The 23,016-nt window shown below is 35.5% G+C and carries 23 protein-coding genes and 1 tRNA gene; 14 read left to right on the top strand and 10 right to left on the bottom strand.

The window, feature by feature from the left end; all coding sequences use genetic code 11:
- Positions 1 to 13: 13 nt before the first annotated feature.
- From dnaA to PHV30_00810, 8 genes are all read left to right on the top strand, one after another.
- The gene (dnaA, locus tag PHV30_00845) at positions 14 to 1,414 is read left to right on the top strand and encodes a chromosomal replication initiator protein DnaA (protein ID MDD5455558.1); all 1,401 of its coding nucleotides are present in this window, start codon (positions 14 to 16) and stop codon (positions 1,412 to 1,414) included.
- 228 nt (positions 1,415 to 1,642) lie between these two features.
- Positions 1,643 to 2,758 carry a DNA polymerase III subunit beta gene (dnaN, locus tag PHV30_00840; protein MDD5455557.1) on the top strand — a complete coding sequence of 372 codons (1,116 nt, stop codon included), beginning with the start codon at positions 1,643 to 1,645 and terminating at the stop codon, positions 2,756 to 2,758.
- A gap of 7 nt (positions 2,759 to 2,765) precedes the next feature.
- Positions 2,766 to 3,809, top strand: coding sequence for a DNA replication and repair protein RecF (gene recF, locus PHV30_00835; GenBank protein ID MDD5455556.1), 1,044 nt, complete (start codon positions 2,766 to 2,768; stop codon positions 3,807 to 3,809).
- A gap of 1 nt (position 3,810) precedes the next feature.
- Positions 3,811 to 4,524, top strand: coding sequence for a DciA family protein (locus PHV30_00830; protein MDD5455555.1), 714 nt, complete (start codon positions 3,811 to 3,813; stop codon positions 4,522 to 4,524).
- 14 nt (positions 4,525 to 4,538) lie between these two features.
- The gene (gene gyrB, locus PHV30_00825) at positions 4,539 to 6,905 is read left to right on the top strand and encodes a DNA topoisomerase (ATP-hydrolyzing) subunit B (GenBank protein ID MDD5455554.1); all 2,367 of its coding nucleotides are present in this window, start codon (positions 4,539 to 4,541) and stop codon (positions 6,903 to 6,905) included.
- Positions 6,906 to 6,929: 24 nt separating this feature from the next.
- Positions 6,930 to 9,386, top strand: coding sequence for a DNA gyrase subunit A (gyrA, locus tag PHV30_00820; GenBank protein MDD5455553.1), 2,457 nt, complete (start codon positions 6,930 to 6,932; stop codon positions 9,384 to 9,386).
- A gap of 5 nt (positions 9,387 to 9,391) precedes the next feature.
- Positions 9,392 to 10,492: a redox-regulated ATPase YchF gene (gene ychF, locus PHV30_00815; protein MDD5455552.1), complete on the top strand. Its 1,101-nt coding sequence runs from the start codon at positions 9,392 to 9,394 to the stop codon at positions 10,490 to 10,492.
- A gap of 582 nt (positions 10,493 to 11,074) precedes the next feature.
- A complete protein-coding gene (locus tag PHV30_00810; GenBank protein ID MDD5455551.1) occupies positions 11,075 to 11,938 on the top strand; it encodes a flagellar hook basal-body protein in 864 nt (287 codons plus the stop codon).
- Here PHV30_00810 and PHV30_00805 read toward each other — a convergent pair.
- From PHV30_00805 to PHV30_00765, 9 genes are all read right to left on the bottom strand, one after another.
- Positions 11,935 to 12,141 carry a hypothetical protein gene (locus PHV30_00805; GenBank protein ID MDD5455550.1) on the bottom strand — a complete coding sequence of 69 codons (207 nt, stop codon included), beginning with the start codon at positions 12,139 to 12,141 and terminating at the stop codon, positions 11,935 to 11,937. The two genes, PHV30_00810 and PHV30_00805, sit on opposite strands and share 4 nt — an antisense overlap.
- Before the next feature lies 1 nt (position 12,142).
- Entirely contained in the window at positions 12,143 to 12,829 is a 687-nt protein-coding gene (gene lepB, locus PHV30_00800) for a signal peptidase I (protein ID MDD5455549.1), read from the bottom strand.
- 7 nt (positions 12,830 to 12,836) lie between these two features.
- On the bottom strand, positions 12,837 to 13,196 hold the full coding sequence (gene rplS, locus PHV30_00795; GenBank protein ID MDD5455548.1) for a 50S ribosomal protein L19: 360 nt from the start codon (positions 13,194 to 13,196) through the stop codon (positions 12,837 to 12,839).
- Positions 13,189 to 13,941: a tRNA (guanosine(37)-N1)-methyltransferase TrmD gene (trmD, locus tag PHV30_00790; protein MDD5455547.1), complete on the bottom strand. Its 753-nt coding sequence runs from the start codon at positions 13,939 to 13,941 to the stop codon at positions 13,189 to 13,191. Before trmD ends, rplS begins: the two co-directional genes overlap by 8 nt.
- Positions 13,934 to 14,455: a ribosome maturation factor RimM gene (gene rimM / locus PHV30_00785; protein MDD5455546.1), complete on the bottom strand. Its 522-nt coding sequence runs from the start codon at positions 14,453 to 14,455 to the stop codon at positions 13,934 to 13,936. The genes trmD and rimM overlap by 8 nt, the downstream gene beginning before the upstream one ends.
- Complete coding sequence (locus tag PHV30_00780) at positions 14,456 to 14,884, bottom strand: YlqD family protein (protein MDD5455545.1); 429 nt, start codon at positions 14,882 to 14,884, stop codon at positions 14,456 to 14,458.
- Between the two features lie 10 nt (positions 14,885 to 14,894).
- Complete coding sequence (locus tag PHV30_00775; GenBank protein ID MDD5455544.1) at positions 14,895 to 15,128, bottom strand: KH domain-containing protein; 234 nt, start codon at positions 15,126 to 15,128, stop codon at positions 14,895 to 14,897.
- Positions 15,129 to 15,155: 27 nt separating this feature from the next.
- Positions 15,156 to 15,440, bottom strand: coding sequence for a 30S ribosomal protein S16 (gene rpsP, locus PHV30_00770; protein ID MDD5455543.1), 285 nt, complete (start codon positions 15,438 to 15,440; stop codon positions 15,156 to 15,158).
- Positions 15,441 to 15,544: 104 nt separating this feature from the next.
- Positions 15,545 to 15,621 (bottom strand) — tRNA-Arg (locus PHV30_00765).
- Positions 15,622 to 15,814: 193 nt separating this feature from the next.
- On the opposite strand from PHV30_00765, the gene PHV30_00760 reads away from it, so the two are divergent.
- Complete coding sequence (locus PHV30_00760; protein ID MDD5455542.1) at positions 15,815 to 16,591, top strand: MotA/TolQ/ExbB proton channel family protein; 777 nt, start codon at positions 15,815 to 15,817, stop codon at positions 16,589 to 16,591.
- Positions 16,592 to 17,323, top strand: a complete 732-nt coding sequence (locus PHV30_00755; protein ID MDD5455541.1) for an OmpA family protein — start codon at positions 16,592 to 16,594, stop codon at positions 17,321 to 17,323.
- Here the strand turns inward: PHV30_00755 and PHV30_00750 are convergent.
- The gene (locus tag PHV30_00750; GenBank protein ID MDD5455540.1) at positions 17,316 to 19,622 is read right to left on the bottom strand and encodes an ATP-dependent Clp protease ATP-binding subunit; all 2,307 of its coding nucleotides are present in this window, start codon (positions 19,620 to 19,622) and stop codon (positions 17,316 to 17,318) included. The genes PHV30_00755 and PHV30_00750 overlap by 8 nt on opposite strands.
- Before the next feature lie 174 nt (positions 19,623 to 19,796).
- Here PHV30_00750 and PHV30_00745 point away from each other — a divergent pair, with 174 nt between their 5' ends.
- The 4 genes from PHV30_00745 (at position 19,797) to PHV30_00730 (ending at position 23,015) form a co-directional block, all read left to right on the top strand.
- Entirely contained in the window at positions 19,797 to 20,069 is a 273-nt protein-coding gene (locus tag PHV30_00745; GenBank protein MDD5455539.1) for an HU family DNA-binding protein, read from the top strand.
- A gap of 160 nt (positions 20,070 to 20,229) precedes the next feature.
- On the top strand, positions 20,230 to 20,580 hold the full coding sequence (ssb, locus tag PHV30_00740) for a single-stranded DNA-binding protein (protein MDD5455538.1): 351 nt from the start codon (positions 20,230 to 20,232) through the stop codon (positions 20,578 to 20,580).
- 223 nt (positions 20,581 to 20,803) lie between these two features.
- The gene (locus PHV30_00735) at positions 20,804 to 22,222 is read left to right on the top strand and encodes a FliG C-terminal domain-containing protein (protein MDD5455537.1); all 1,419 of its coding nucleotides are present in this window, start codon (positions 20,804 to 20,806) and stop codon (positions 22,220 to 22,222) included.
- A complete protein-coding gene (locus PHV30_00730; GenBank protein ID MDD5455536.1) occupies positions 22,215 to 23,015 on the top strand; it encodes a FliG C-terminal domain-containing protein in 801 nt (266 codons plus the stop codon). The genes PHV30_00735 and PHV30_00730 overlap by 8 nt, the downstream gene beginning before the upstream one ends.
- Position 23,016 lies beyond the last annotated feature (1 nt).

Raw genomic sequence — 23,016 nt, 5'->3', positions numbered from 1 at the left:
TTAAAAAATTCTTATGGTCACGCAACAAAGTGTTATAGAAATCTGGCAGGTAGTCGATTGCTTTTTACAAGAAAAATTGGGTAGAGTTTCGTATTCAACTTTTCAAAAAGCGGTTAAGCCTATTTCTTTTTTTAATAATACCTTAATTTTAGGTGTTCCAAACAATTTTATGAAAAAATGGGTATTGGATAAAAGTGAATATTATATAAAAAAAGCAGTTAAAGATTATTCGGATATGGATATTATTCTAGAAATAAACATAAATGACCTTATTCGTACCGAAATAGATCGCGACATTAATATCGCTGATACTGCCGATGAATTGGAAGTTCAGGCCCAACCAGCAGTATCTTATCAAATAAAAGAAAAAGCTTATGTTCCCCAAACAACCAAAAATCCCCTAAATCCAAAGTATACTTTCGATAATTTTGTTGTAGGCCAGTGTAATCGTTTTCCTCATGCTGCTGCTGTTGCTGTTTCCAAGGCTCCCGGCAAAGCCTATAACCCGTTGTTTGTTTATGGTGGAGTCGGGTTAGGAAAAACACATCTTATGCATGCTATTGGTAATAAGGTTTTGGAAACATATCCGCAGCTAAATGTTTTATATACTACCGCGGAAGATTTTACTAACGATCTGATTCATTCCCTGCAAAATAATAAAATAATGAATTTCAGGGAGCGTTATCGAAGTGTAGACGTTCTTTTAATTGATGATATTCCCTTTATCGCAGGCAAAGAAAAAACTGAGGAAGAATTTTTTCATACATTCAATAATCTGCATCAAATGAATAAACAGATAGTAATTACTTCTGATCGTCTTCCTAAAGATATACCATCTATTGAAGATCGTCTGCGTTCCCGTTTTGAATGGGGTTTATCGGCCGATATTCAGTCTCCTGAACTGGAAACCAGAATAGCAATTCTTTATAAAAAAATTGAACCAGACATTCAGGTTGTTCCAAAAGATGTTATTTATTATATCGCCTCTCAGATACCGGAAAACGTAAGAGAGCTGGAGGGAGCGTTAATTAAAATTATTGCTTATGCCTCCCTGGTTAATCAGCAAATAACAATAAATTTAGCCAAGGATGTTATTAAAGATATCGTTAAAGATAAGGCCAAAAAACCCATTTCTTTATCAAAAATTAAAAAAACTGTTTCTGAATATTATGATATTGATATTGAATATTTATCCGCAAAAATTCGTACAAAGGAAATAGCTCACGCTCGTCAAGTTGCCATGTTTCTTGCTAGAGATCTAACTAATTATTCATTGCCGAAAATTGGAGAAAGTTTCGGTAACCGGGACCATACTACTGTCATGCATGCTTGTGATAAAATAAATAATGAAATCAAAAAGAATCATGATTTAAAAAGTGCTTTAAATCAAATTAAGCTTATTTTGGTTGAATAAATTTTTTATGTTTTTATATTTATATCCTGTTAATAATTTCTTAATAAATATAAAAACAATTAAAGTTATATAAAAATACGGGATAACAAGGAGGAAAAAGAGTTTAGTTTGTGGATAAACTTTAATGATAATAGTCTCTAATTTTTAATTTTTTCCACTTATAAACAGTATGTATGAGTAATTCGTAGCTTTTATATATAATAAAATATTAAACTAGGAGGATTATAAATGAATATCAGTTGTGGAAAAGAAAATTTATTAAAAGCATTATCTATTTGTGTTAATGCTGTGAATGAAAGAACTTCAGTAGAGGCTTTAAAATGCTTCAAACTGGAAGCGTTGGAAAATAAACTAATTATTACATCCAATAACCTGGAAACCAATATAATAAGCGAATTAAAGGCTACTGTTAATAAATCAGGAAAAACACTGGTTCATGCTAAAACATTTTTTAATATTATTAGTAAATTACCTGCCGGTGAAGTAACAATTTATTTAAGTGAAAATAATACAGTAATTATCCAGGGTGGTAATTCCACATTTAATATATTTACATCAAACATTAATGATTTCCCGGAAAATATGAAAATTGAAGAATATAAAGAAATAAAACTAGACATTAATATGTTTAAAGACATGGTACGAAGAGTATCATTTGCTGCTTCTAATGAGGAAGAAAAATTAATTCTAAACGGAGTACTGGTTGATATATTAAAAGATCAGCAAAAGTTATTATTTGTTGCCGCAGATGGTTACAGGCTGGCAAAAGACGACATAAACTTTGAAACCAATGAAAATATTACAGCCATTATTCCAATTATGACCATTAAAGAGGCGTTAAATATAATTAATATTTTGGAAGTAAAGGAGTTGGTAATAAGACTTGGCCAGAACAAAGTATTGTTTTTATGCGATCATATTTCACTTTATTCCAGACTAATTACAGGAAAATTTCCGGATTACAAACTGTTAATTCCTCAGGAACATAAACTTCAAATAAAAATAAATAGAAAAGAATTATTAGATGGCTGCGAACGAATAAATATTATAGCGCAGAGAAATTCTTATATGGTTAAAATAGAGGTTATTGAAGAAAACCTGGTTATCAGTTCAGTAACACCTGATTTTGGTGATGGAAGCGAAAAAATTAAAATTAAAACAAAAGGCGATAAGGCTATACAGGTAATTTTCAACGTCCGGCTGATGATTGAGGTATTAAAAAACCTGGAAACGGACCAGATTTTTATTGATATTATAAATGATGAGAAACCGATTGTTATTAAAGAAGAAAACAATAAAGAATATATTTATATTATGATGCCAATAAAAGTAAAAAGAGATTGAAATATGCATGCAAATAAAAGATATTCAGCTTATCAATTATAGAAATTACCAAAATAGAGAAATAAGTTTCGAAAAAAGCATCAATTTAATTACTGGTCAAAACGGACAAGGGAAAAGTAATCTAATAGAGGCAATACAATTATTATCAACCTTAAGATCCATAAAAACGCATCAAACAAAAGAACTGATAATGCAGCAAAAGGACCATGCTCTTTTAAAAGCTACGGTTTGTGATGATAATCACGGTGAAAATAAAATTCAAATTCAAATTCAGGATCAACAAAAAACAATAAAAATAAACCAGAAAATATTAAACAAAAGCAGTGAATTGTTGAAAATTTTTTCAACAGTTACCATAACTCATGAAGACATCAATATTATTGATGGAGAACCAACAAAAAGACGAAAATACTTAGATATTATTTTATCAAAAACCGATAATTATTATATGCATGAGCTCAAAGATTTAAAAAGAATTATCAAACTTAAAAACATTGTCTTAAAAACTGAAAAAATTCAAAACCAAACCCTGCTGGAGGATTATCAACAGAAAATGACGGATTTAAATAAACAGTTGGTAAAAAAAAGAAAAGAGTTTGTTTTATATATAGAAAAAAAATTGAACAAATATTTGAAAGAATATTTTGCGCGTGCGCAATATAAAAACATACAAATTTTTTATAAGGATACAATGGGAGAATACCCAGGACAGGAAATTCTTAATAAAGAGAGGCAATACCGGGAATGCCTGTATGGGGCGCATCGCGATGATTTTTCAGTTCAAACCGGAGAAACAGAAGTTAAAAAATACCTTTCACTAGGTGAAAAAAGAATTTTGTCTATACTATTAAAGTTGGCAGAGAAAGACTATTATGTTGAAAAATATTCAATTAGTCCTGTTGTGCTCGTTGATGACGCCTTTATGGGTCTGGATGCTGAAAAAGCTGTAATTATGAAAAATCTTTTGGATATGAAGCTTCAGGTTATTGTCACTTCCACAGAAAAATCAGTTGAAGTATTTAAAGCAAAAGTTAATATAATAGAAATATAAAATGCAACATATAAAAGAGCTGTTAAAAGAAATTAATCACAGAAACATCAAAGAACAATTATCATTATTAGAAATATATCAGTCTCTAGTAGAAAAAGAAGTTTTTGAAAAAACTAGGCAATTATTTATAAAAAATAAAATTCTTTATATGGAAGTAAGCAGCCCAGTGCTGGCAAATAAACTACATTATAAAAAAGCAATTTTTTTAAAAACTATAACCCAAAAAATTCCAGGGATTAAAGAAATTAGAGTAATTGTTGGTAATAATGCAGGTGAGGAGCAAAACGGCGATGATGAACATCAGTGTAGAAAATGCGGTTCAAAACTACTGCCTAAAAGCAATTCACTTTGTTCACTATGTCTATGTAGAGAAGAAGAGAAGACAAAAAGCAAAGCACGAAAAATATTACAAAAAACCCCATGGATACAGTTTGAAGACGTAAAAGCAATAGAAACCATTCATCCTATCCCCAAACGGCTGTTTATGGACGAAAAAAGGTATGAAATTAGCCAATTATATGATATCATTAGTCAGTGTTACAGAGAGATTAAGCTAAACAAAAATAAAAATAATAAAAATATTTTTATTGAGAAAGTAAATAGATATATTATATTAAAGTTATGTGTCAGACCTGAAAAAATCACCAGCGATATGGTCAAAAATCATTTACCGAGCAGGATACATAAGGTTTATTGTGAGATGAATAATGAATAAAGAGGAGTCTTAAGATGGAGCAAAGTCAGTCCTATGGTGCGTCTGATATCAAGATACTAGAAGGCTTGGAAGCCGTTAGAAAAAGGCCAGCAATGTATATCGGGTCCACCGATAAAAGTGGCCTTCATCATCTAGTTTATGAAGTTTTAGATAACAGTATTGATGAAGCTTTAGCAGGATACTGTAAGGAAATAAATATTATTTTTACCGCAGATGGAGCAGTAAGCGTTGAAGATGACGGCAGAGGAATCCCTATTGATATTATAGAAGAGAAAGGGATCAGCGCAGTTGAGGTAGTACTGACTATTCTACATGCAGGTGGAAAATTCGGCGGACAAGGATACAAGGTTTCAGGCGGACTACATGGTGTGGGGGTTTCTTGTGTAAACGCTCTTTCCCAGAAATTATTTGTGGAAACATATCGCGAAGGCAAACAGTATACTCAATGGTTTACTCGCGGCAATCCTGACGCGCCGGGAAAGGTGATTGCAACCGGAGATAAAAAAACCGGAACCAAGATAATTTTTTATCCGGATGCCACCATTTTTGAAACAACAGATTTTGATTTCGCTACAATAGCCATGAGATGCAAAGAATTGGCTTATCTGAACAAAGGTTTGAAGATAGTGGTTGTTGATGAGCGAAGCGAAAGCATAGTAAAAGAGGAATATCAGTTTGAAGGCGGGATAGTGTCTTACATAAAAGCCATAGATGCCAGCAAAGAGCCGTTATTCAAAGAACCTTTTTATATCCACAAAAGCAAAGATGACACAGATGTAGAAATCGCACTGCATTATAGCCGGAATTATTATGATGAACATGTAATCTCTTTTGTTAATAATATTAAAACCAGAGAAGGTGGAACCCATGTTGTCGGTTTTAGAACCGCCCTGACCAGATCTCTGAATCTTTTTGCTAAAAAATATAAGCTTTTTAAAGGAGAGGAAATTCTCACCGGAAATGACACTAAAGAGGGTTTATCTGCTATTATTAGTATTAAAGTTCGTGATCCACAATTTGAAGGACAAACTAAATCCAAGCTAGGAAACAGTGAAGTAAGAGGTGTTGTTGATGCAATAACCGGAGAAAGCCTTGAGCTTATACTGGAAAAGGACCCGGCAACAGCAAGAGAAATTATTCTAAAGTCACTTATGGCTGCTAAAGCCAGAGAAGCAGCCCGTAAAGCGCAAGAATTAGCCAGACGTAAAAATGTGCTGGAAAGTACTACACTACCAGGAAAATTAGCAGATTGCTCCGAATCAGATCCTTCAAAAACAGAAATATTTATAGTTGAGGGTGATAGCGCAGGAGGTAGCGCGAAACAGGGCAGAGACAGGAATTTTCAGGCCATACTTCCATTACGCGGCAAGATAATTAATGTGGAAAAAGCCAGGTTGGATAAAATTCTGGAAAACGAAGAAATAAAAAACTTGATAACAGCAATCGGTCCAGATGTGATTGCCAGGCTGGATAAAGAGGAAGAACTTAAAAACGAGGATGTTTTAAAAAAAGTTCGCTATCACAAAATTATTATCATGACAGACGCAGACGTAGATGGTGCTCATATACGTACATTGTTGCTTACATTTTTTTATCGATATGCCAGAGAACTGGTTGATTCCGGCTTGTTATACATAGCCCAGCCACCGTTATATTTAATCAAAAAAGGCAACAGCAAGGAGTATGTATATAATGAGCAGCAAAAAAAAGAAGTACAGAGCCGTTTAAACCTGGAAGGTATTGTAGTGAAAACAAAAGATAAGGATAAAGGTTTGAAAGGTCCGGAAATTTTAAACTTTATAGAAAAATTAAAACAATTCAAGGATTTTCTTATAGAAACAGACAAACAACTTTATGATAGGGCAAAAATCAAGAAGATAATATTTGAAATGGAATTGTCGCGTTTTTTAGAAATCAAGAAAATAGTGCTTGAGGAAAAAACAGAAGAAATAAAAGTTATAACAGATAAAATTGAAAAATATCTTGTTAAGTTAATTCAGGAAAAACAACTGGACACCAATGTTTTACGAGAAATCAAGCAGCAAACAGATGATTTGCTGGAAGAAAAAAATGCTCCTTATAAAGTAGTTGTTAATAATGAGGAAAAAGAAGTTGATACTAACGAATTACTGGTTGAATATATTGAAAGAATGGCTTCAAAGGGCCTTACTATACAGCGATATAAAGGTTTGGGAGAAATGAACCCCGAGCAGCTGTGGGAAACCACCATGAATCCTTCCTTACGGACTTTGCTGCAAATTAATCTCGATGATGCGGAAATAGCAGATGAAATATTTACAATTCTTATGGGTAGCGATGTAGTGCCCAGGAAAAATTTTATTGAAACCTATGCACGTAAAGTGAAATGGCTTGATGTTTAGAAGCAGATTTAAAAGGAGATAGTTATGGGAGATCAAGGAGAATTATTTTCAGTGTATAACGTTAAAAAGATAAACATAGAAGACGAAATGAAAACTTCCTATATCGATTATGCGATGAGCGTAATAGTCGGAAGAGCTTTACCCGATGTACGTGACGGACTGAAACCGGTTCACAGAAGAATTTTATACGCCATGTATGAACAGGGCATTACTCATGATAAGCCTTATAAAAAAAGCGCCAGGGTAGTCGGTGAAGTTTTAGGTAAATATCATCCTCACGGTGATACAGCAGTTTATGATTCCCTGGTACGTATGGCGCAGGATTTTTCACTCAGATATATGCTTATTGATGGTCAGGGTAACTTTGGCTCTGTAGACGGAGATAATCCTGCGGCAATGAGATATACCGAGACCAGAATGAGTAAAATAGCTGCCGAAATGTTACAGGATATAGAAAAAAATACTGTAGATTTTTCACCTAATTTTGACGAATCCCTCAAAGAACCGACAGTATTGCCGGCAAAATTACCTAATTTACTGGTTAATGGAAGTTCAGGAATAGCAGTAGGAATGGCTACAAATATTCCTCCACATAATTTAACAGAAGTAATAGATGCGATAGTAGCACTCATTGAAAACCCGGAGTTGAACATTATGCAACTAATGCAGTATATTAAAGCTCCTGATTTTCCTACGGGCGGTATGATTTGCGGGCAAAAGGGCATTATTGATGCATATCTGACCGGAAAAGGAATCATTAAAATCCAGTCAAAATATCATGTTGAAGAAAATAAAACTAAAAAAAAGAAAGCCATTATAGTTACCGAAATACCTTACACCGTAAATAAAGCTCAATTAATAATTCGAATAGCCGAACTTGTGAAAGACAAGACTATTGATGGGATATCCGATATTCGAGACGAGTCTGACCGTAAAGGAATGAGAATTTATATAGAAATAAAAAAAGACGCTAATGAAGATGTAATTATTAATCAACTTCTGAAAAACACCCAGATGCTTATCAGTTACGGAATCAATGTTGTAGCGCTGGATAATGGTCAACCCAAGCAGTTAAACCTTAAGGAATTACTGACAAAATATATTGAGCACAGGTTTATTGTTGTAAAAAGGGGAGTGGAATTTGACCTTAAAAAAGCTGAAGCCAGAGCCCATATATTGGAAGGTTTACGGATTGCCATTAACAATCTGGACGACGTTATTGCCCTTATTAAAGCCAGCGCAAATGCTGATGAAGCAAGAGCTAAACTGGTAAAACGCTTCAAACTATCGGAAATCCAGGCACAGGCAATCCTGGATATGAGGCTGCAGCGCTTAACCGGTCTGGAAAGAGAAAAGATTGAGGAAGAATATGCCGAACTTCTGGAAAAAATTAAAGATATGAAAGACATTTTAGCTAAAAAAGAAAGAATAATGGATATTATAAAAGCTGATGCCCTGGAAATAAAAGATCGTTTCGGCGACAAGCGTAAAACAGAACTGACTACAGATTTTGAGGAAATTAACCTGGAAGATTTAATACAGGAAGAAACTGTAGTTGTTTTTATTACTAAATTCGGTTTTGTAAAAAGACTTTCTCTGGATACCTTTAGAAATCAGTTGCGTGGAGGCAGAGGAATCGGGGGCATGGTAACACGCGAAGGAGATGTGATTGAAAAAGTATTTATTACCTCAACGCATGATTACCTTGTTTGTTTTACATCTATAGGTAAAGCCTATAAAACCAAAGTTTATCATATACAGGAAGAATCCAGATATAGTAAAGGTTCGAATATATCTAACCTTTTAAAATTAGGCGAGAATGAAAAAGTAACCACAGGAACTATCATGAACGATTTTGAATCAGGAAAATTCCTGTTTTTTACAACCCGCAAAGGAGTAGTGAAAAAGGTAAAATTTGAGGATTTCAAAAACATACGCTCCAACGGTATTATTGCTATAAACCTTGATGAGGGAGATGAACTGCGCTGGGTGGAAGTGACTGATGGCCAGAAAGAAATATTACTCGTCAGCAAACTGGGTATGGTTATTCATTTTAAGGAGGATCAAGTTCGCACAACCGGAAGAACTGCCCGTGGAGTAAGGGGTATGGCCTTAAAACAGGGAGATCAAATAGTGGTTAACAGCGTAATTAATTCCGCTGAAGATCAGTCCAGCTTGTTATTGATTTCCGAAAAAGGAATCGGCAAACGTACCAAATTGAAAGACTACAGACTGCAGAAAAGGGCAGGGATGGGACTTCGGGGAATAAAACTTAAAGATAAAGACAGTCTTGCGGGTGGAGCTGTAGTGGAACTTGACGATGAAGTCATTATTGTTTCCGAAAAAGGAACAGTATCCAGACAAAATGTGAAAAGCATATCTTTACAGGGAAGAGCTGCCAGAGGAGTTAGAGTTCAGAAACTTGATGATGGTGACAGGGTAGTGTCCTTTGATAAAATTTTAAAAGAGGAAAAAGAGTAGTTTAGGTGGGTTTTTCTCTAGGTATAGTAGGATTACCCAATGTTGGGAAATCAACTCTTTTTAATGCTTTAACCAGCTGTAATGCTCAAGCCAGTAATTATCCCTTTTGCACAATCGATCCCAATGTGGGAATTGTAACAGTACCGGATGAACGACTAAATGTATTAGCTCAACTTTCCAAAAGCAAAAAAATTGTTCAAACAAGCATTGAATTCGTGGATATAGCAGGTCTGGTTAAAGGCGCTTCTCAGGGAGAAGGACTAGGCAATCAGTTTTTATCACACATAAGGGAGGTAAAAGCAATTTTGCAGGTTGTACGTTGTTTTGAGGACCAGGACATTATTCATGTGCATGGAAGGGTAGACCCAAAGGAAGACACCGATATCATTAATTTGGAGCTAATTCTGGCCGATCTGGCGACTCTGGAAAAGAGGATAGGAGCTATTGCCAAAAAAGCAAAAAGCAACGATAAAGAGGCTATAGAACAACTGGATGTTTTTCAAAAAGCAAAAAGGGTATTGGAGGAAGGTAAACCCATAAGGAGCTTGAGCTGGACCGAAAGGGAAAGAGAGCTTCTAAAAGAGTTGAGTTTATTATCGGAAAAGCCGGTTATCTATGTTGCCAATGTTAGTGAACAGGATATAAAGGCTGGAGAAAAAAATTATCGCGTGCAGGCCTTGAAAGAAGTTGCCGATAAAGAAAAGGCAGGGATGGTTATAATTTCTTCTAAGATTGAGGCTGAAATCAGTCAATTGGCAGAAGAAGAGAACAAAGAATATCTGGACGCCCTGGATATTAAAGAACCAGGATTAAATCAGTTGGTGAAGGCAAGTTATGATTTGTTGGGACTTATTACCTATTTAACCTCAGGCGAGAAAGAAACCAGGGCCTGGACCATAAAAGCCGGGACAAAAGCCCCACAAGCAGCCGGTGTAATTCATACAGATTTTGAAAAAGGTTTTATTAAAGCTGAAATTGTTAGTTACAAGGATCTGGTAAAAGCGGGTAGCCTGGCAAAAGCCAGAGAAAACGGCACCTTACGCTTAGAAGGAAAAGAATATGTTATGCGGGATGGGGATGTAGTAGAGTTTAAATTTAACGTATAAAACAAAAATTGTTTTATAAAATCCAGCATTGCAAACAAATTAAAGAAATATTTTCTACCCGGCCAAGAAACACCTGGCTTTCATTATTTTTAGATATAGTATAAAATTAAATTAACATATATGGAAAGTAAAAATTTTTCTATTTCTACCGATAATATATATACGGCACGGGGGGAATCGGTATGAAAATCAATTATTGTAAGGAATGTCCGCAATTCAACGGAAATGGAAAAAAGTGCAAGAAAGGTGTTGTTACCGCAGATGGTTGCTGGTGTAGCGGTAAATAAAACCTAGCATAATCGTCTCCGTAAAAAACGATATATAATTTCAATGAAGACTATCATTTTGAGAAAATTATGGAAAAAACATTACCATAATTGGCTATGTACGAAGAAGGAATGGTTTTGTAGTGCTGCAGTATATCCTGTTTGCCGCAACAATTTTTTAAGTGTAAGACAGGATCAAGGAAAATTTACAAAAATTAATCAAGAACTGATTACATAGAAAAATATCGATACAAGATTTTCAGCTATTAATCCGATAAAAATATTAGCCTAACTAAGGCCGGAAAGGGAAAATTTTATGCTGGATATTTTAAACAATGAAGCCAATGCTATGAAGGCATATGAATCAGCCTTACGCATGAGCGCGGCAAATTTGGGAAATTCAACGACCGTGGGGTATAAAGCACTACGTTATTCATTTCAAAGCATTTTCAACAAAGTCGTAAATATGGGGAGCGCTGCGTCATCAACTTACGGAGGAACAAACCCAGTTCAGGAGGGCTCAAGTGTTGCCCTGTCTTCAACGAAAATTGACTTCACTCAAGGAGAAATAGGAAGTGGCGGGACCATGGATGTAGCTATAAATGGTTCTGGTTTTTTTATTATTTCAGAGGATGAAGGCCGCAACTTTATATATACCAGAAACGGTCAGTTCAAATTTAATAACAGCGGCTATTTGGTAGATGCTGGCGGACGAAAAGTTTACGGGTTCAAAGTTGATCCCAGCGGAAACACTGACCAGAGCAGGCTGGAGCCTATCAAAACAGATAATCTGTCTAAAGCTGGCTGGCAATATCAAGGTGTTCGTGGAATTCTGGTTGATGATTATTTTTCTAACAAAAACAGCGAAGGTCAACTGTCAGATAGCAAACCAACATTCCAGCTGGCCTTAACTGATTTTCCAAATCCTGAAGCGTTACTTTTGGCAAATGCTAATGGTTACAGAGAAACCCCGGCCTCAGGCAGACCATTAAATCCTACCGTTTCCGGGGAAGAGGGCAGGGGCCAGATCCTCTCAGGTGCAGTTGAAAAATCCAATGTTTCAATTATTGGGGAAACAGTGGATGAAGCAGAGATACAGCGGGCAATGAATGCCTCACTGACAGCCATGAAGATGGTTAACCAACAGATTCAAAATGTAATCCAAACTATAGGCAGCTAAAATAAGTTAATTTTTTTTGAAGCCTTCAACAGAAAAATAATACGTTTATATTTTACTAGCGCTGCTTGCTGGACAGCAGTTAAATCATCACCAGATTTTTGCTTGGCATTTAATTCCTTTATTTTTGGAAGAGCATGAGCCAAAAGCTTCTTCAATTCATCTTTGGTTTGCAAAAAGTCTTCAGGAAAAGCATCCTTGGTCATATTATTTAACAAGTTTTATTGAAGACAATGGCCAAATAACAACCCAGGCTTTACCTAAAATATCGTTTTCGGGAACAGTACCCCAGACCCTACTATCACTGCTCCTTGGACGATTATCGCCCATCATGAAGTAGTTATGTGCAGGAATGCGAATAGGTCCGAAGTCGCTGAAGTCCTCATTACGTGTTTGCGGTTCGGTTAATTTTTTATTATTTATGTATACATCACCATTTTTTATTTCAAGGATTTCTCCGGGAAGACCTATAACTCTTTTTACGTACCTCTCTCCAATCAGACTTGGCGGCTCAAAGTAAACAGGATCACTTCCAGGTGAAAAGTAATACTTTAAACCTTCAACCGGAACCTCAGGTGGAAAAAAAACAATTACATCAAAACGTTTGATTTTTTTATTGAACTTGAGAATATATTTTTTGTCAGAAAACGCTAAATTTTTTTTATAAAAAGGGTTAGCCATTAAAAGCATTATAGATTTTTTTTGCTTTATTTCGTACAAAGGGTTCTGAATACCGAAATAAAAGCGATTTACGATAATACGATCGCCGACATTTATATTGGGGATCATAGAACCAGTTGGAATTAAATGAAACTCTATAATAAAAGCCTTAATAAATAAAGCTATAGCAATCGCGGCAAGCACAGCCAGAGTAGATCTGATGAATTTTCCCATACTTTTATTAATTATAGCGCGGATCTTTAGCTTTAATACGTCCGGCTTTTGATCCCAATCTTTCTCTTAAATAAAAAAGCTTGGCTCTTCTAGTCTTGCCCTGTCTTAAGACTTTAATTTCAGGCACTTGAGGTGAATTGACAAGAAAGGTTTTTTCTACACCTATACCATCAACAACTTTTCTTACGGTTAAATTTTTACGAACTCCGCCATTTTGAACCTTTGTAACTATACCTTCAAAAGACTGAATCCTTTCTTTTTTTCCCTCTATAACCTTCAGGCTAACCTTTACCGTGTCGCCCACATTAAACGCTGGCAAATCGGCCTTTAGTTGGGCTTTTTCCAATTCATCAATAATTTTACTCATCACAGTCCTCCTCTAAAAAATAGTGTTTAATAATTTTTTCTTCTTCTTCGTCGGGTTTATGCCGAGCCAGCAGGTCCGGTTTATAACGAAGGGTATTTATTATAGCACTTCTTTTTTTCCAACGCTCTATTTTTTTATGATTACCGGAGAGTAGTATATCAGGAACTGTAAAATTTTCAAATTTTTTAGGGCGGGTGTAAACATCCCAATCCAGCAGGTTATTAAAAAAAGAGTCTTCTTGAAAGGAATTTGTATTTCCCAAAACACCGGGCAAAAGCCTGATCAGCGCATCTGAAAGCAATAACGCAGGGAGTTCCCCACCTGTTAAAACATAATCGCCGACGGAAATTTTCCGGTCAACATAATTATCAACACGCCTGTCAATTCCTTCATAATGACCGGAAATTAGAATAAGATGGGGTTTGGCGAGAAGTTCTTTAATTATATCCATATTTAATGTGTTACCAACAGGCGAGAAAACAATTACACAGGTATTTTTTTTTCGTAGTTTATCCAATGTTTTTTTAATGGGTCCCGGCTGTAAGACCATTCCCGTACTCCCGCCATAAGGAACATCATCAACCTGATGATGTTTGTCCTCGGTACAATCCCTGATATTATGTACATCAATGTTAATTTTTTTTGAATCGATAGCTCTTTTAATTATGCTTTCAGCAAGATAGGCCTTAATGATATCGGGGAACAAGGTTAGTATATCCAGTTTTTTTATATTGGTTTTAAACATATTCGGGAATTTTAATGACCAATAATTTGTTTTTATGGTCTTGTTTGATGATAAAATCTCCAGTAACCGGCACAAGCAGCTCCTTATGATCTGCTGTAGAGACCGAAAGCACATCATTGCTTCCGGTATAAATGATGTGGTCAACCGATCCGACTGCTTGCCGGGAAATATCAAAAACATTAAAACCTATCCAGGTCTCAGAAAGATATTTATTTGCGACAAGATGCTTTTCGATAAGTTGTTCATCCACACTAACAACGCAATCTTTATACTTTTTAGCTTCTTCAAGAGAAATTATTTCTTCAATCAAAAGAACAGCACCATTATGCTGCCATGAAACTTTTTTGATATGAAACAGGGTCCGGTCAATAAAAAGAGAAGAGGTGAATTTCAAAAGGGGTTTATAATCATCACGAAAAAACCCAATTTTTAATCCTCCGATTAAACCATGGGTAGTACGAATAAAACCTATTGGAACGGTCGAGGTTTCCAGGGGAACAGGGAGGGATATCACTTATCCCTCCACGTCACCTTTTATTTCTTGAATAATTCCGTCTTTAACAATAATTTCCAAGGCACCGAGTTTTTGATATAAATTATCTCCGGGCTTTATAGCCACAAAACCGTCAATTGTACCCTGAACAAACTCAGATTCCAGCTGTAAATTTTTTGCTTCAGCAATACGATTTTTCAAATCATTGATTACTGAAAGCTGTTGCTGTTTTTCCAGCTTGAGCTGTTGTTCTATGGACTTTGTTTGTTCTGAAGCCCCTTCTTTTTTTAAAGACTCAATTAATAATTGCCCCTGTTTATCTATCTCCTGGATTTTATTTTGCAGGTCTTTAATTGCTGTTTCCAGTTCAAAAGAAAGATAATTTTTAAAATCCTCAGTAACTATGGCCTTAATCGTAACCGTACGTTTTAAAGTAACTGTTTTTACCATAAAATATTCCTTACTTTGTTATAATTTCAACCGTTACTTTTTTGCCATGCTTAGCAGCAGCGGCTTTAACAACGGTTCTTATTGCATTTGCGATTCTGCCCTCTTTACCGATTACTTTGCCAATATCATCTTGCCCGACTTTAATTTCGAGAATTATTATGCTTTCTCCTGTAGTTTCTTTAATTTCGACGCTATTCGGATCATCTACCAATGCTTTTGTGATTAATTCTACTAACTCTTTCATTTGTCTACCTCCTACACAAAATTTTCCTTAATCCTTTTTTACGTCCTCCTTTTTATTTTTTTCCTTGGGGGGCAATATCCCTTTTGTAATAAAAATTCTTTCTACAGTTTTTGTAGGTAGAGCACCTTTACCCAGCCAAATTTTGGATTTTTCTTCATTTATCTCAATAATACTTGGCGTTTTAATCGGGTTATAAATACCAAGAACATCAATTACCTTACCATTTCTGGCTACTTCTGAATCTTGTACTACGACCCTGTATATGGGCTGCTTGTTTTTTCCTCTTCTTTGTAGTTTTATATGTACGGCCATCTACTCACCTCCTAATAAGCAGTAAGAACAGCAATTATATCATAAACAATGGATATATTACAATTGCCTGGGTTAAAAATATACCGGCAATGCCAAGCTAAGATTGGCGCGCCTGAAGAGATTCGAACTCCCGACCTCATGATCCGTAGTCATGTGCTCTATCCAATTGAGCTACAGGCGCTTAATGTGACACCTAACCTGGTTGCTGAGCATTACCTAAGCGTTACTAATTTTATATTACCGGGAATGGGTTGTCTATCAAATATCTTGGCTTTAAGCTAATTTATGGACTTTATATTGAGAATTCATTAAATGCGAATATAATTAAAAAAGAAAAGTTTCTCAAAAAATTAAGAAAAAAGAGGGTTTGAATTATGGAATGGAATGTCATTTTAGCGCCTGTTGTCATGTTTTTAATTGTATTTATCGGCGTGCCGGAGTTAATACATAATCCCCAGAATTATTTCCATGTACCTGCTGGCATGATAGTCTTGGGGGGTTGTGTTTTCTCTATCATTTTCGGAACGAAATTTAAAAACCTGAAATCATATTTTAAATCAATGACTTTTATTATGATTCCCCAAAAAAAGATGGATCCGCAGGACGCAATTAAGTTAATTGTGGATTTATCAAGAATTTCGCTGGAGAGCGGAAAAGCATCCTTAATGACAGAGATAGAAAAAATTAAAGACCCTTTCATTCAATATGGGATAACGCTTGTTGTAGAAAGATTTCAGGAACCGTTTATCCGAGCGGCCCTTTATAACAGTATAGAAGAGATGCAGGAGAGGCATAATATTCTGATAACGGTTAATAAAAACACCTCAGTTGTTGCACCGGTTGCAGGCATGGTAGGTACGGTTATCGGGTTGATACAGGTTCTAAGGAACATGGCCGATCCATCTCAGCTGGGGCGAGCCATGGCGCTTGGTCTTATCGCTACATTTTACGGAGGATTTTTTTCAGGGATGATTTTTAATCCGATAGCCCAGAAACTCAGAATCATGAGCGATGAGGAGGCCAGCCTTAAGCGAATGATGGCTGAAGGAATATTGTTCATAGCAAAAGGAGAAGTACCTATAAAAGTTGAAAAATATTTATTAAGTTACCTCAACTTTTCAGATATTGGTAAAAGTACAAAAGCAAACTAAATGAGTAAAAGAAAAAAAATACAACACGAGGAAGGCGAGAGCCCGATCGGATTTGTAATGTTCGGCGACTTGATGTCGCAGTTATTATGTTTTTTTATTTTATTATTCGTATTTGCCTCCCAATATGTATCTAAAACACAAGGCACAACATACGAAGAATTTTTAAAAAAAATCAGCGACAATTTCAAAAAAGTGGTGGAAGAAAAAAAGGTTTTGAAAAAGGAAACTGTTGCAGAGAAACAAAAATCAGCAGTTCAGGAAGAAAAGGCAGAACTCAAGATTGCCAAAGAAATCATCACCCTGGTCAATAATGAAAAACTAAATGATTATATCAGTGTCATTTTGGAGGAAAAGAAAATCAGAATTATCTTGCAACAACCGATTCTTTTTGACAGCGGGCATGCGGAATTGAAGGAATCTGCCAAAGGAATACTTAGTGACATAGGTCAAATTTTAATGAAGGTAAAAAACCCCATTGATATTGAAGGTCATACAGATACTGTTCCTATCCACACCGACAAATACGATTCAAACTGGGATCTGTCATTTGACCGGGCTTATTCAGTAATAAAATATATGGTAAACGAAGTTAAAATGTCCCCGCTCAAGATGCATGCTATCGGTTATGGAGAGTACAGACCCATTGTTCCTAATGATACCGATGAGGATAAAGCAAAGAACAGACGAGTGGAAATCAATATTTATTTAAATGAAAAAGTAACCGTTAATTAGCCGGTTTAGGGGTTTTTTTTGTTTTAACAGTGAATTTCAATTCTTTATCTTTAGCATCTACCAGGATAGTGGAATTTTGAATGGAATCTTTATCAATTAACAAATCAGCTATCTTGTCTTCGATATTATCTTGTATTACTTTACGCAACAAACGAGCACCCTTGTTTGGCACATAGGCTTTATCTATTAAAAAGTCCAATGCAGCTTGAGAAAGCTTTATGATTAGCTCTTTATCTTTAACTCTTGTGTTCAAATCATCAAGAAAAAGCTGGGCAATCTGTCCAAGATATTCCTTAGTTAATGCTTTAAAAATTATTATATCATCAATACGGTTGATAAATTCCGGGCTGAAAGCTTCCTTTATTTCACCCATTATTTTTTCTTTCATGCGTTCGTAATCAGCTTTGTCATCCTGAGTTGTGCGGAAACCGAAGGAAGATGTGTTTTCAATAGTTTTAGCTCCTACATTAGAGGTCATAATTACAATGGTATTTTTAAAGTCAACAAGTTTCCCCGTGGAATCAGTCAATCGACCGTCTTCCATAATCTGCAGCAACAAATTAATTACTTCCGGATGGGCTTTTTCAATTTCATCAAAAAGAACGATAGAATAAGGCTTTTTTCTAACAGGCTCACTCAAAAGACCGCCTTCGTTGTAGCCTACATATCCGGGTGGAGAGCCGATTAATCGGGAAATAGTGTGCTTTTCGGTATATTCACTCATGTCAATACGAACTATGGCATCCTCTTTGCCGAATAAATATTTTGCCAGCTGGCGGGCCAGCTCAGTTTTACCGACACCGCTGGGGCCCAGGAACAAAAATGAACCCGTAGGTCTTTTGGGATCTTTCAAGCCGGCTTTGGTCCGCTTGATGGATTTGGACAGTGCCTGAATGGCTTCTGTTTGACCTATAACATGTTTGGCAATATCTTCAGCCATATTTTTTAAGCGAGCGGCTTCAGACTGGGAAAGCTCTTTCAGGGGTATTCCGGTCCAAATGGAAACAACACTGATAATTGATTCTCTGGTTACCAGTATTTCTTTTTTGGGTTTGTTTTGCAATAAATTTGTTTTGGATGCTTCCAACATCTCAGTGGAAGCTGCCTCATCGATAAGGTCAACCGCCTTATCAGGTAACTGACGATTGGTGATATAGCGGGAAGAATAATAGACAGCTCCTTCCAGAGCCTCATCTGTAATCGTTACCTTATGGTAATCTTCATATCTTTTTCTGAGACCCTTGAGAATTTCCAGTGTTTCTTCAGGAGTAGGGGGGTCAATAAGAATAGATTGAAAACGTCTTTCCAGAGCAGCGTCATTTTCAATTGTCTTACGAAACTCATTAAGTGTTGTTGCGCCAATGCACTGTATTTCACCACGCGCCAAAGCAGGTTTTAACATATTGGCTGCGTCTAGAGAACCTTCCGAGTTACCCGTGCCTATAATTGTATGTAGCTCGTCAATAAACAAAACAGTAGTTTTGTCGTTCTTAATTTCGTCCAGAATTTTTTTAATTCTTTCTTCAAATTCACCCCGAAAACGTGTCCCGGCTACCAGTAGTCCCAGATCCAGCGTTACAACTCTTTTATTTAGCAAATTTGGAGGGACCTGTGCATTAACTATGCGTTGAGCAAGACCTTCAACAATTGCCGTTTTACCAACCCCAGCTTCACCTGTCAAAACCGGATTGTTCTTGTTTCGTCGACTTAAGATTTGGATAATTCTTTTAATTTCAAATTCTCTACCGATAACCGGATCCAACTTGTTTTCTTTGGCCAGCAAGGTTAGATCCAAACTATATAAATCAAGTGTAGGTGTCTGCGGCCGAACTTCTTCCGGAGGAAGCGTGGAGGCAGAATAGCTTTCACCAAGAACCTCCAAAATAGCGTTTCTAATCTTTAAAATATCAATATTCGCTTCAATGATAACATTTGTAATGCCGGGAGAAGAATCCTTTAGTATCGCCAGAAATAAATGCTCCACAGAAACATGGTTATGACCTAGTTGACGGGCTTCATCCCAAGCCTGAGACAAAGTGAGCTTAACCTGAGGAGAAAAAGGAATGGTTTCGTTTTTATAGGTCCCTTTTTGGTTTTGCAGGTGTTTCTGGATGATACTTCTGAAATAATTGATATCAATGCCGACTTTATTCAGCGCTGTAATAATCAAAGGGTCATCAGTTTTTAAAATTCCATATAAAAGCAATTCATTATTTATAAAAGGAATCTTTATTTTTTTTGCTTTTTCCTGAGCAAACATAATGACTTGTATAGCTTTTTGAGTAAATCTTGAAAACATCTAGGCCTCCATTTTGTAGTATATTACAATATTAAGCATTCTATTGCAAGGATGAAAAGCAAGCTGGGAAAGGGTTTAAGAAGACAAAACCGCTAAATTCCTTATAGTACTTGACTTTATTTAAAAAAGTAGTGTATATTCCTTATATATACTCGTTTTTAAGGAGGTGAGACAATGAATAAAGGTCAATTAATCGATAGCGTAGCTGCAAGTACAAAATTAAAGAAAACAGAAATAACTAAAGTATTAGACTCCATATTAGACAATGTAAAAGGTGCTCTGAAAAAAGGACAAGATGTTTCATTGGTAGGCTTTGGAACATGGAAGAAAAAGAAAAGAGCAGCAAGAACCGGGAGAAATCCCCAGACCGGCAAAACCATTAATATACCTGCAAAGAATACCGTAGTATTCAGTTCAGGTAAAAAATTAAAGGATGCTGTAAACTAGTCTCGACTTTATAAATGCCCCCGTAACAAGGGGCATTTTTATTATATCCAAATTAACGTTATTAAATATATATAAACAACTATTGACGTAATAATAGTTTTATGATATTTTATTGTCAGATAAGCCGGCTTTCATTTAGAAAATATTTAGGAGGTTTTTTATGAGTCATTATAATCATGTGACCCTGGTGGGCAATTTAGTTAAAGATCCGGAAGTAGTAAAAATTGGCAAGAAAAGCAAAGCAAACTTTACTTTAGCAGTAGAGCGCTATATGGGAAAAGACAAAGAGCCAAGTGTGGATTTTTTCAACATTGTAAGTTGGGGAAAACTGGCAGAGATATGCGGATCTTATTTGGGCAAAGGGAAAAAAGTGCTGGTTGACGGACGTATTCAGGTAAGGACATATAAGGTAGAAAATGAAAGGAAATGGATTACTGAAGTTGTTGCTGAAAACTGCAAATTTTTAACTTCAAAAACAGTTACAGAAGAAAAGACAGTTAAGAGTAAATAACTATAAATTTAAAAAGGATTGATAGATGAATTAATATCAATCCTTTTTATTATCTTCAACCATATGGAAATATTGTTTAAAAATATTTTCAAGTGTATACTTTTAAATAATAAAGTCTAACTAAATTCAGATACTGGGGGTTTTTTTGAGGAAGTTTTTAAGGCTGTTATTGCCGCTAATTTTTATACTGCAATTTTCCTATTCCCAATCTCAAGGCACACTCATGCTTCAAAAGCATTTGGAAGATACGGTTCAATCTGCTTTAAATAAAATTTTGGGTGAGGGGAAATCTATAGTTTATATTTCTCTAATTGCCGAAGAAACAAAATGGGAAATAAACTACACAAAAATACCGGAAATTGAGGGTGTGGAAAACATGGGCGGAACAAAAAAACAAAGCACAATTGTGCCAGGAATACCCTCATTACGTTTTTTAACAGAAGGTGCGGGAGGCGAAAACTCTCTGCCTTTGAATTATGAAGTAATAGAAAAATCCCCAATCATCAAAAACAAGGAAGTTATAATCATTCTGGACTCAAAAATCAAATTGGGAGAACTAAGAAGCCTGAAACTTTTCGTAACAAAATTTTTAAATCTGGATGAGGAAAAAGGAGACAAGCTTACAATTTTAAAGGAAAACTTTAGCGAACTGGAAAGAAAAGAAGCTTTATCAAAACAAAAACTTACGACCAGAAGCAAGTTCAGCTTGCTCAATGCAGTTATCTTAGCTGTGGCTGCTTTAGCCGGTATAATTTTTCTGGTAATTATCTGGAGGTTATTATTCAAGGGGAAGAAGAAAGAACCAATAGGCACTGAAGAACCCACCCAATACATAGCAGCAAAGGGAGCAGGGGAGGTTAAGCCTGAATCAACTGACGAACAGAAAAAAATGCTGGAAGATGAGAAAAAGAAAAAAGAGGAAGAAGAAAAGATAGAAATAATGAATAAAAACATTCTGGGCAATGGAATTCGTTATTTCAATTTTATTAATGAAGAAAATATTTATAAATTAAAATTTTTGTTACAGGTTAAAATCGCACTACAACAGGCATCACCACGTACAATAGCGGTGGTAATGGCTTGTTTGCCATTTAAACTGGCGGCATCGATACTAATAGAATATCCAATAAAAATTCAATCGGAAATTTGTAATAACCTAATAAATCTCCAACATTATCCCGAAAAAGATATGGCTGTTTTGGAAGAAGAAATTAAAAGCAACATTGATTATCTTTTCGGTGGGAAATATCGGTTACAGCAAATTATGGAGAAAATTTCAGGTGAAGACAAAAAGAAAATTTTGCGTATCATTCAAAAACAGTACCCGGCAGTTGCCGACGAACTAAACTCTCTGATTGTGCTGTTTGAGGACATTTTAGAATTGGACGAAGACAGCTTGGCAACTATTTTTAAGGACATAGACACCGAAGTAATCGCCACATCACTGGTACACATAGACTCAACCTTGCAGAGGAAGATTACCGATAGATTGCCCAAGGGAGTACAGGCAATGGTGGATCAGTGGCTAAATCTGAAAACCAACACTGCTTCAAGATATGATGTGGAACAAGCGCGGCAGAAGGTTATTACTATGTCACAAAATTTAGAGAAGGAAGGATTTATAAGAATAAGTCATGAGTAAAGAAGTTAAGCCTGTAAATAAAGCCAATAAAGTAACCAGAGATGATATAAAGGATTCTATACAAATGGAGAAGCCAATAGACCAGAATATAACCCAGCCCCAGAATTTTTTTACTTATATAAATGAATATAACTCATATCATACAGCTCATGTTTTAAAAAAAATTCTGGGAGCAAAACCGGAAAACTTAAAATATGTTTGTCTGGTCATATCATCAGTCAGGCCAGAAATTGCTGAAAAAATTCTTGAGGAATTTCAGGATGATATAAAAGCCATAATAATTTCTGAATTGATGTCTCTGATTCAATATACAAAAAAAGAAATCGAAAATTTTGATAAAATCTTAAGAAGATTACTTACAGAGCAGTTTGGAGGCAAATATGTTCTGGCGAAAATTCTGGAATATCTCGATATTGATCAAAAAATTAATTTATCAAATGTTTATAAGGTTAAATATCCTGAAAACGAAAAAGATTTTAGAGGTATAATGATTATGTTCGAAGATTTATTTAAGGTTAGCGAAAAGGATTTTCTCAGAATTTTTTCAGAGATACAGAGCGATATCCTGTCTATAGCTTTTTGTCATCAGCCTCAGGAACAAATAAGCCGCCTTTATGATGTGTTGCCAAAAGGAGTAAAAAACATAGTGCAACAGGGTATAGAATTGGGAAAGAACAAATATTCCAAGTCTGATATTAATAAATCACAGCAATATATAATAGAACTATCCAAAAATCTGGAGAGAGACGGTTTTATTGAGCCAATATTAAAAGAAGAGCCTAATAAAACATAAT

The sequence above is a fragment of the Candidatus Margulisiibacteriota bacterium genome (genome assembly GCA_028715625.1).
Classification (GTDB): domain Bacteria; phylum Margulisbacteria; class Riflemargulisbacteria; order GWF2-35-9; family GWF2-35-9; genus JAQURL01.
The sequence above is the reverse complement of the archived record's forward strand: the minus strand, read 5'-3'. Positions and strand labels throughout refer to the sequence as shown.

What these genes read in the sequence shown, in the direction of transcription:
- dnaA (MDD5455558.1), top strand. Translation starts at nt 14, where the DNA reads ATGGTCACGCAACAAAGTGTTATAGAAATCTGGCAGGTAGTCGATTGC.
- dnaN (MDD5455557.1), top strand. Translation starts at nt 1,643, where the DNA reads ATGAATATCAGTTGTGGAAAAGAAAATTTATTAAAAGCATTATCTATT.
- recF (MDD5455556.1), top strand. Translation starts at nt 2,766, where the DNA reads ATGCAAATAAAAGATATTCAGCTTATCAATTATAGAAATTACCAAAAT.
- PHV30_00830 (MDD5455555.1), top strand. Translation starts at nt 3,811, where the DNA reads ATGCAACATATAAAAGAGCTGTTAAAAGAAATTAATCACAGAAACATC.
- gyrB (MDD5455554.1), top strand. Translation starts at nt 4,539, where the DNA reads ATGGAGCAAAGTCAGTCCTATGGTGCGTCTGATATCAAGATACTAGAA.
- gyrA (MDD5455553.1), top strand. Translation starts at nt 6,930, where the DNA reads ATGGGAGATCAAGGAGAATTATTTTCAGTGTATAACGTTAAAAAGATA.
- PHV30_00810 (MDD5455551.1), top strand. Translation starts at nt 11,075, where the DNA reads ATGCTGGATATTTTAAACAATGAAGCCAATGCTATGAAGGCATATGAA.
- PHV30_00805 (MDD5455550.1), bottom strand. Translation starts at nt 12,141, where the DNA reads ATGACCAAGGATGCTTTTCCTGAAGACTTTTTGCAAACCAAAGATGAA.
- lepB (MDD5455549.1), bottom strand. Translation starts at nt 12,829, where the DNA reads ATGGGAAAATTCATCAGATCTACTCTGGCTGTGCTTGCCGCGATTGCT.
- rplS (MDD5455548.1), bottom strand. Translation starts at nt 13,196, where the DNA reads ATGAGTAAAATTATTGATGAATTGGAAAAAGCCCAACTAAAGGCCGAT.
- trmD (MDD5455547.1), bottom strand. Translation starts at nt 13,941, where the DNA reads ATGTTTAAAACCAATATAAAAAAACTGGATATACTAACCTTGTTCCCC.
- PHV30_00780 (MDD5455545.1), bottom strand. Translation starts at nt 14,884, where the DNA reads ATGGTAAAAACAGTTACTTTAAAACGTACGGTTACGATTAAGGCCATA.
- PHV30_00775 (MDD5455544.1), bottom strand. Translation starts at nt 15,128, where the DNA reads ATGAAAGAGTTAGTAGAATTAATCACAAAAGCATTGGTAGATGATCCG.
- rpsP (MDD5455543.1), bottom strand. Translation starts at nt 15,440, where the DNA reads ATGGCCGTACATATAAAACTACAAAGAAGAGGAAAAAACAAGCAGCCC.
- PHV30_00760 (MDD5455542.1), top strand. Translation starts at nt 15,815, where the DNA reads ATGGAATGGAATGTCATTTTAGCGCCTGTTGTCATGTTTTTAATTGTA.
- PHV30_00755 (MDD5455541.1), top strand. Translation starts at nt 16,592, where the DNA reads ATGAGTAAAAGAAAAAAAATACAACACGAGGAAGGCGAGAGCCCGATC.
- PHV30_00750 (MDD5455540.1), bottom strand. Translation starts at nt 19,622, where the DNA reads ATGTTTTCAAGATTTACTCAAAAAGCTATACAAGTCATTATGTTTGCT.
- PHV30_00745 (MDD5455539.1), top strand. Translation starts at nt 19,797, where the DNA reads ATGAATAAAGGTCAATTAATCGATAGCGTAGCTGCAAGTACAAAATTA.
- ssb (MDD5455538.1), top strand. Translation starts at nt 20,230, where the DNA reads ATGAGTCATTATAATCATGTGACCCTGGTGGGCAATTTAGTTAAAGAT.
- PHV30_00735 (MDD5455537.1), top strand. Translation starts at nt 20,804, where the DNA reads ATGCTTCAAAAGCATTTGGAAGATACGGTTCAATCTGCTTTAAATAAA.
- PHV30_00730 (MDD5455536.1), top strand. Translation starts at nt 22,215, where the DNA reads ATGAGTAAAGAAGTTAAGCCTGTAAATAAAGCCAATAAAGTAACCAGA.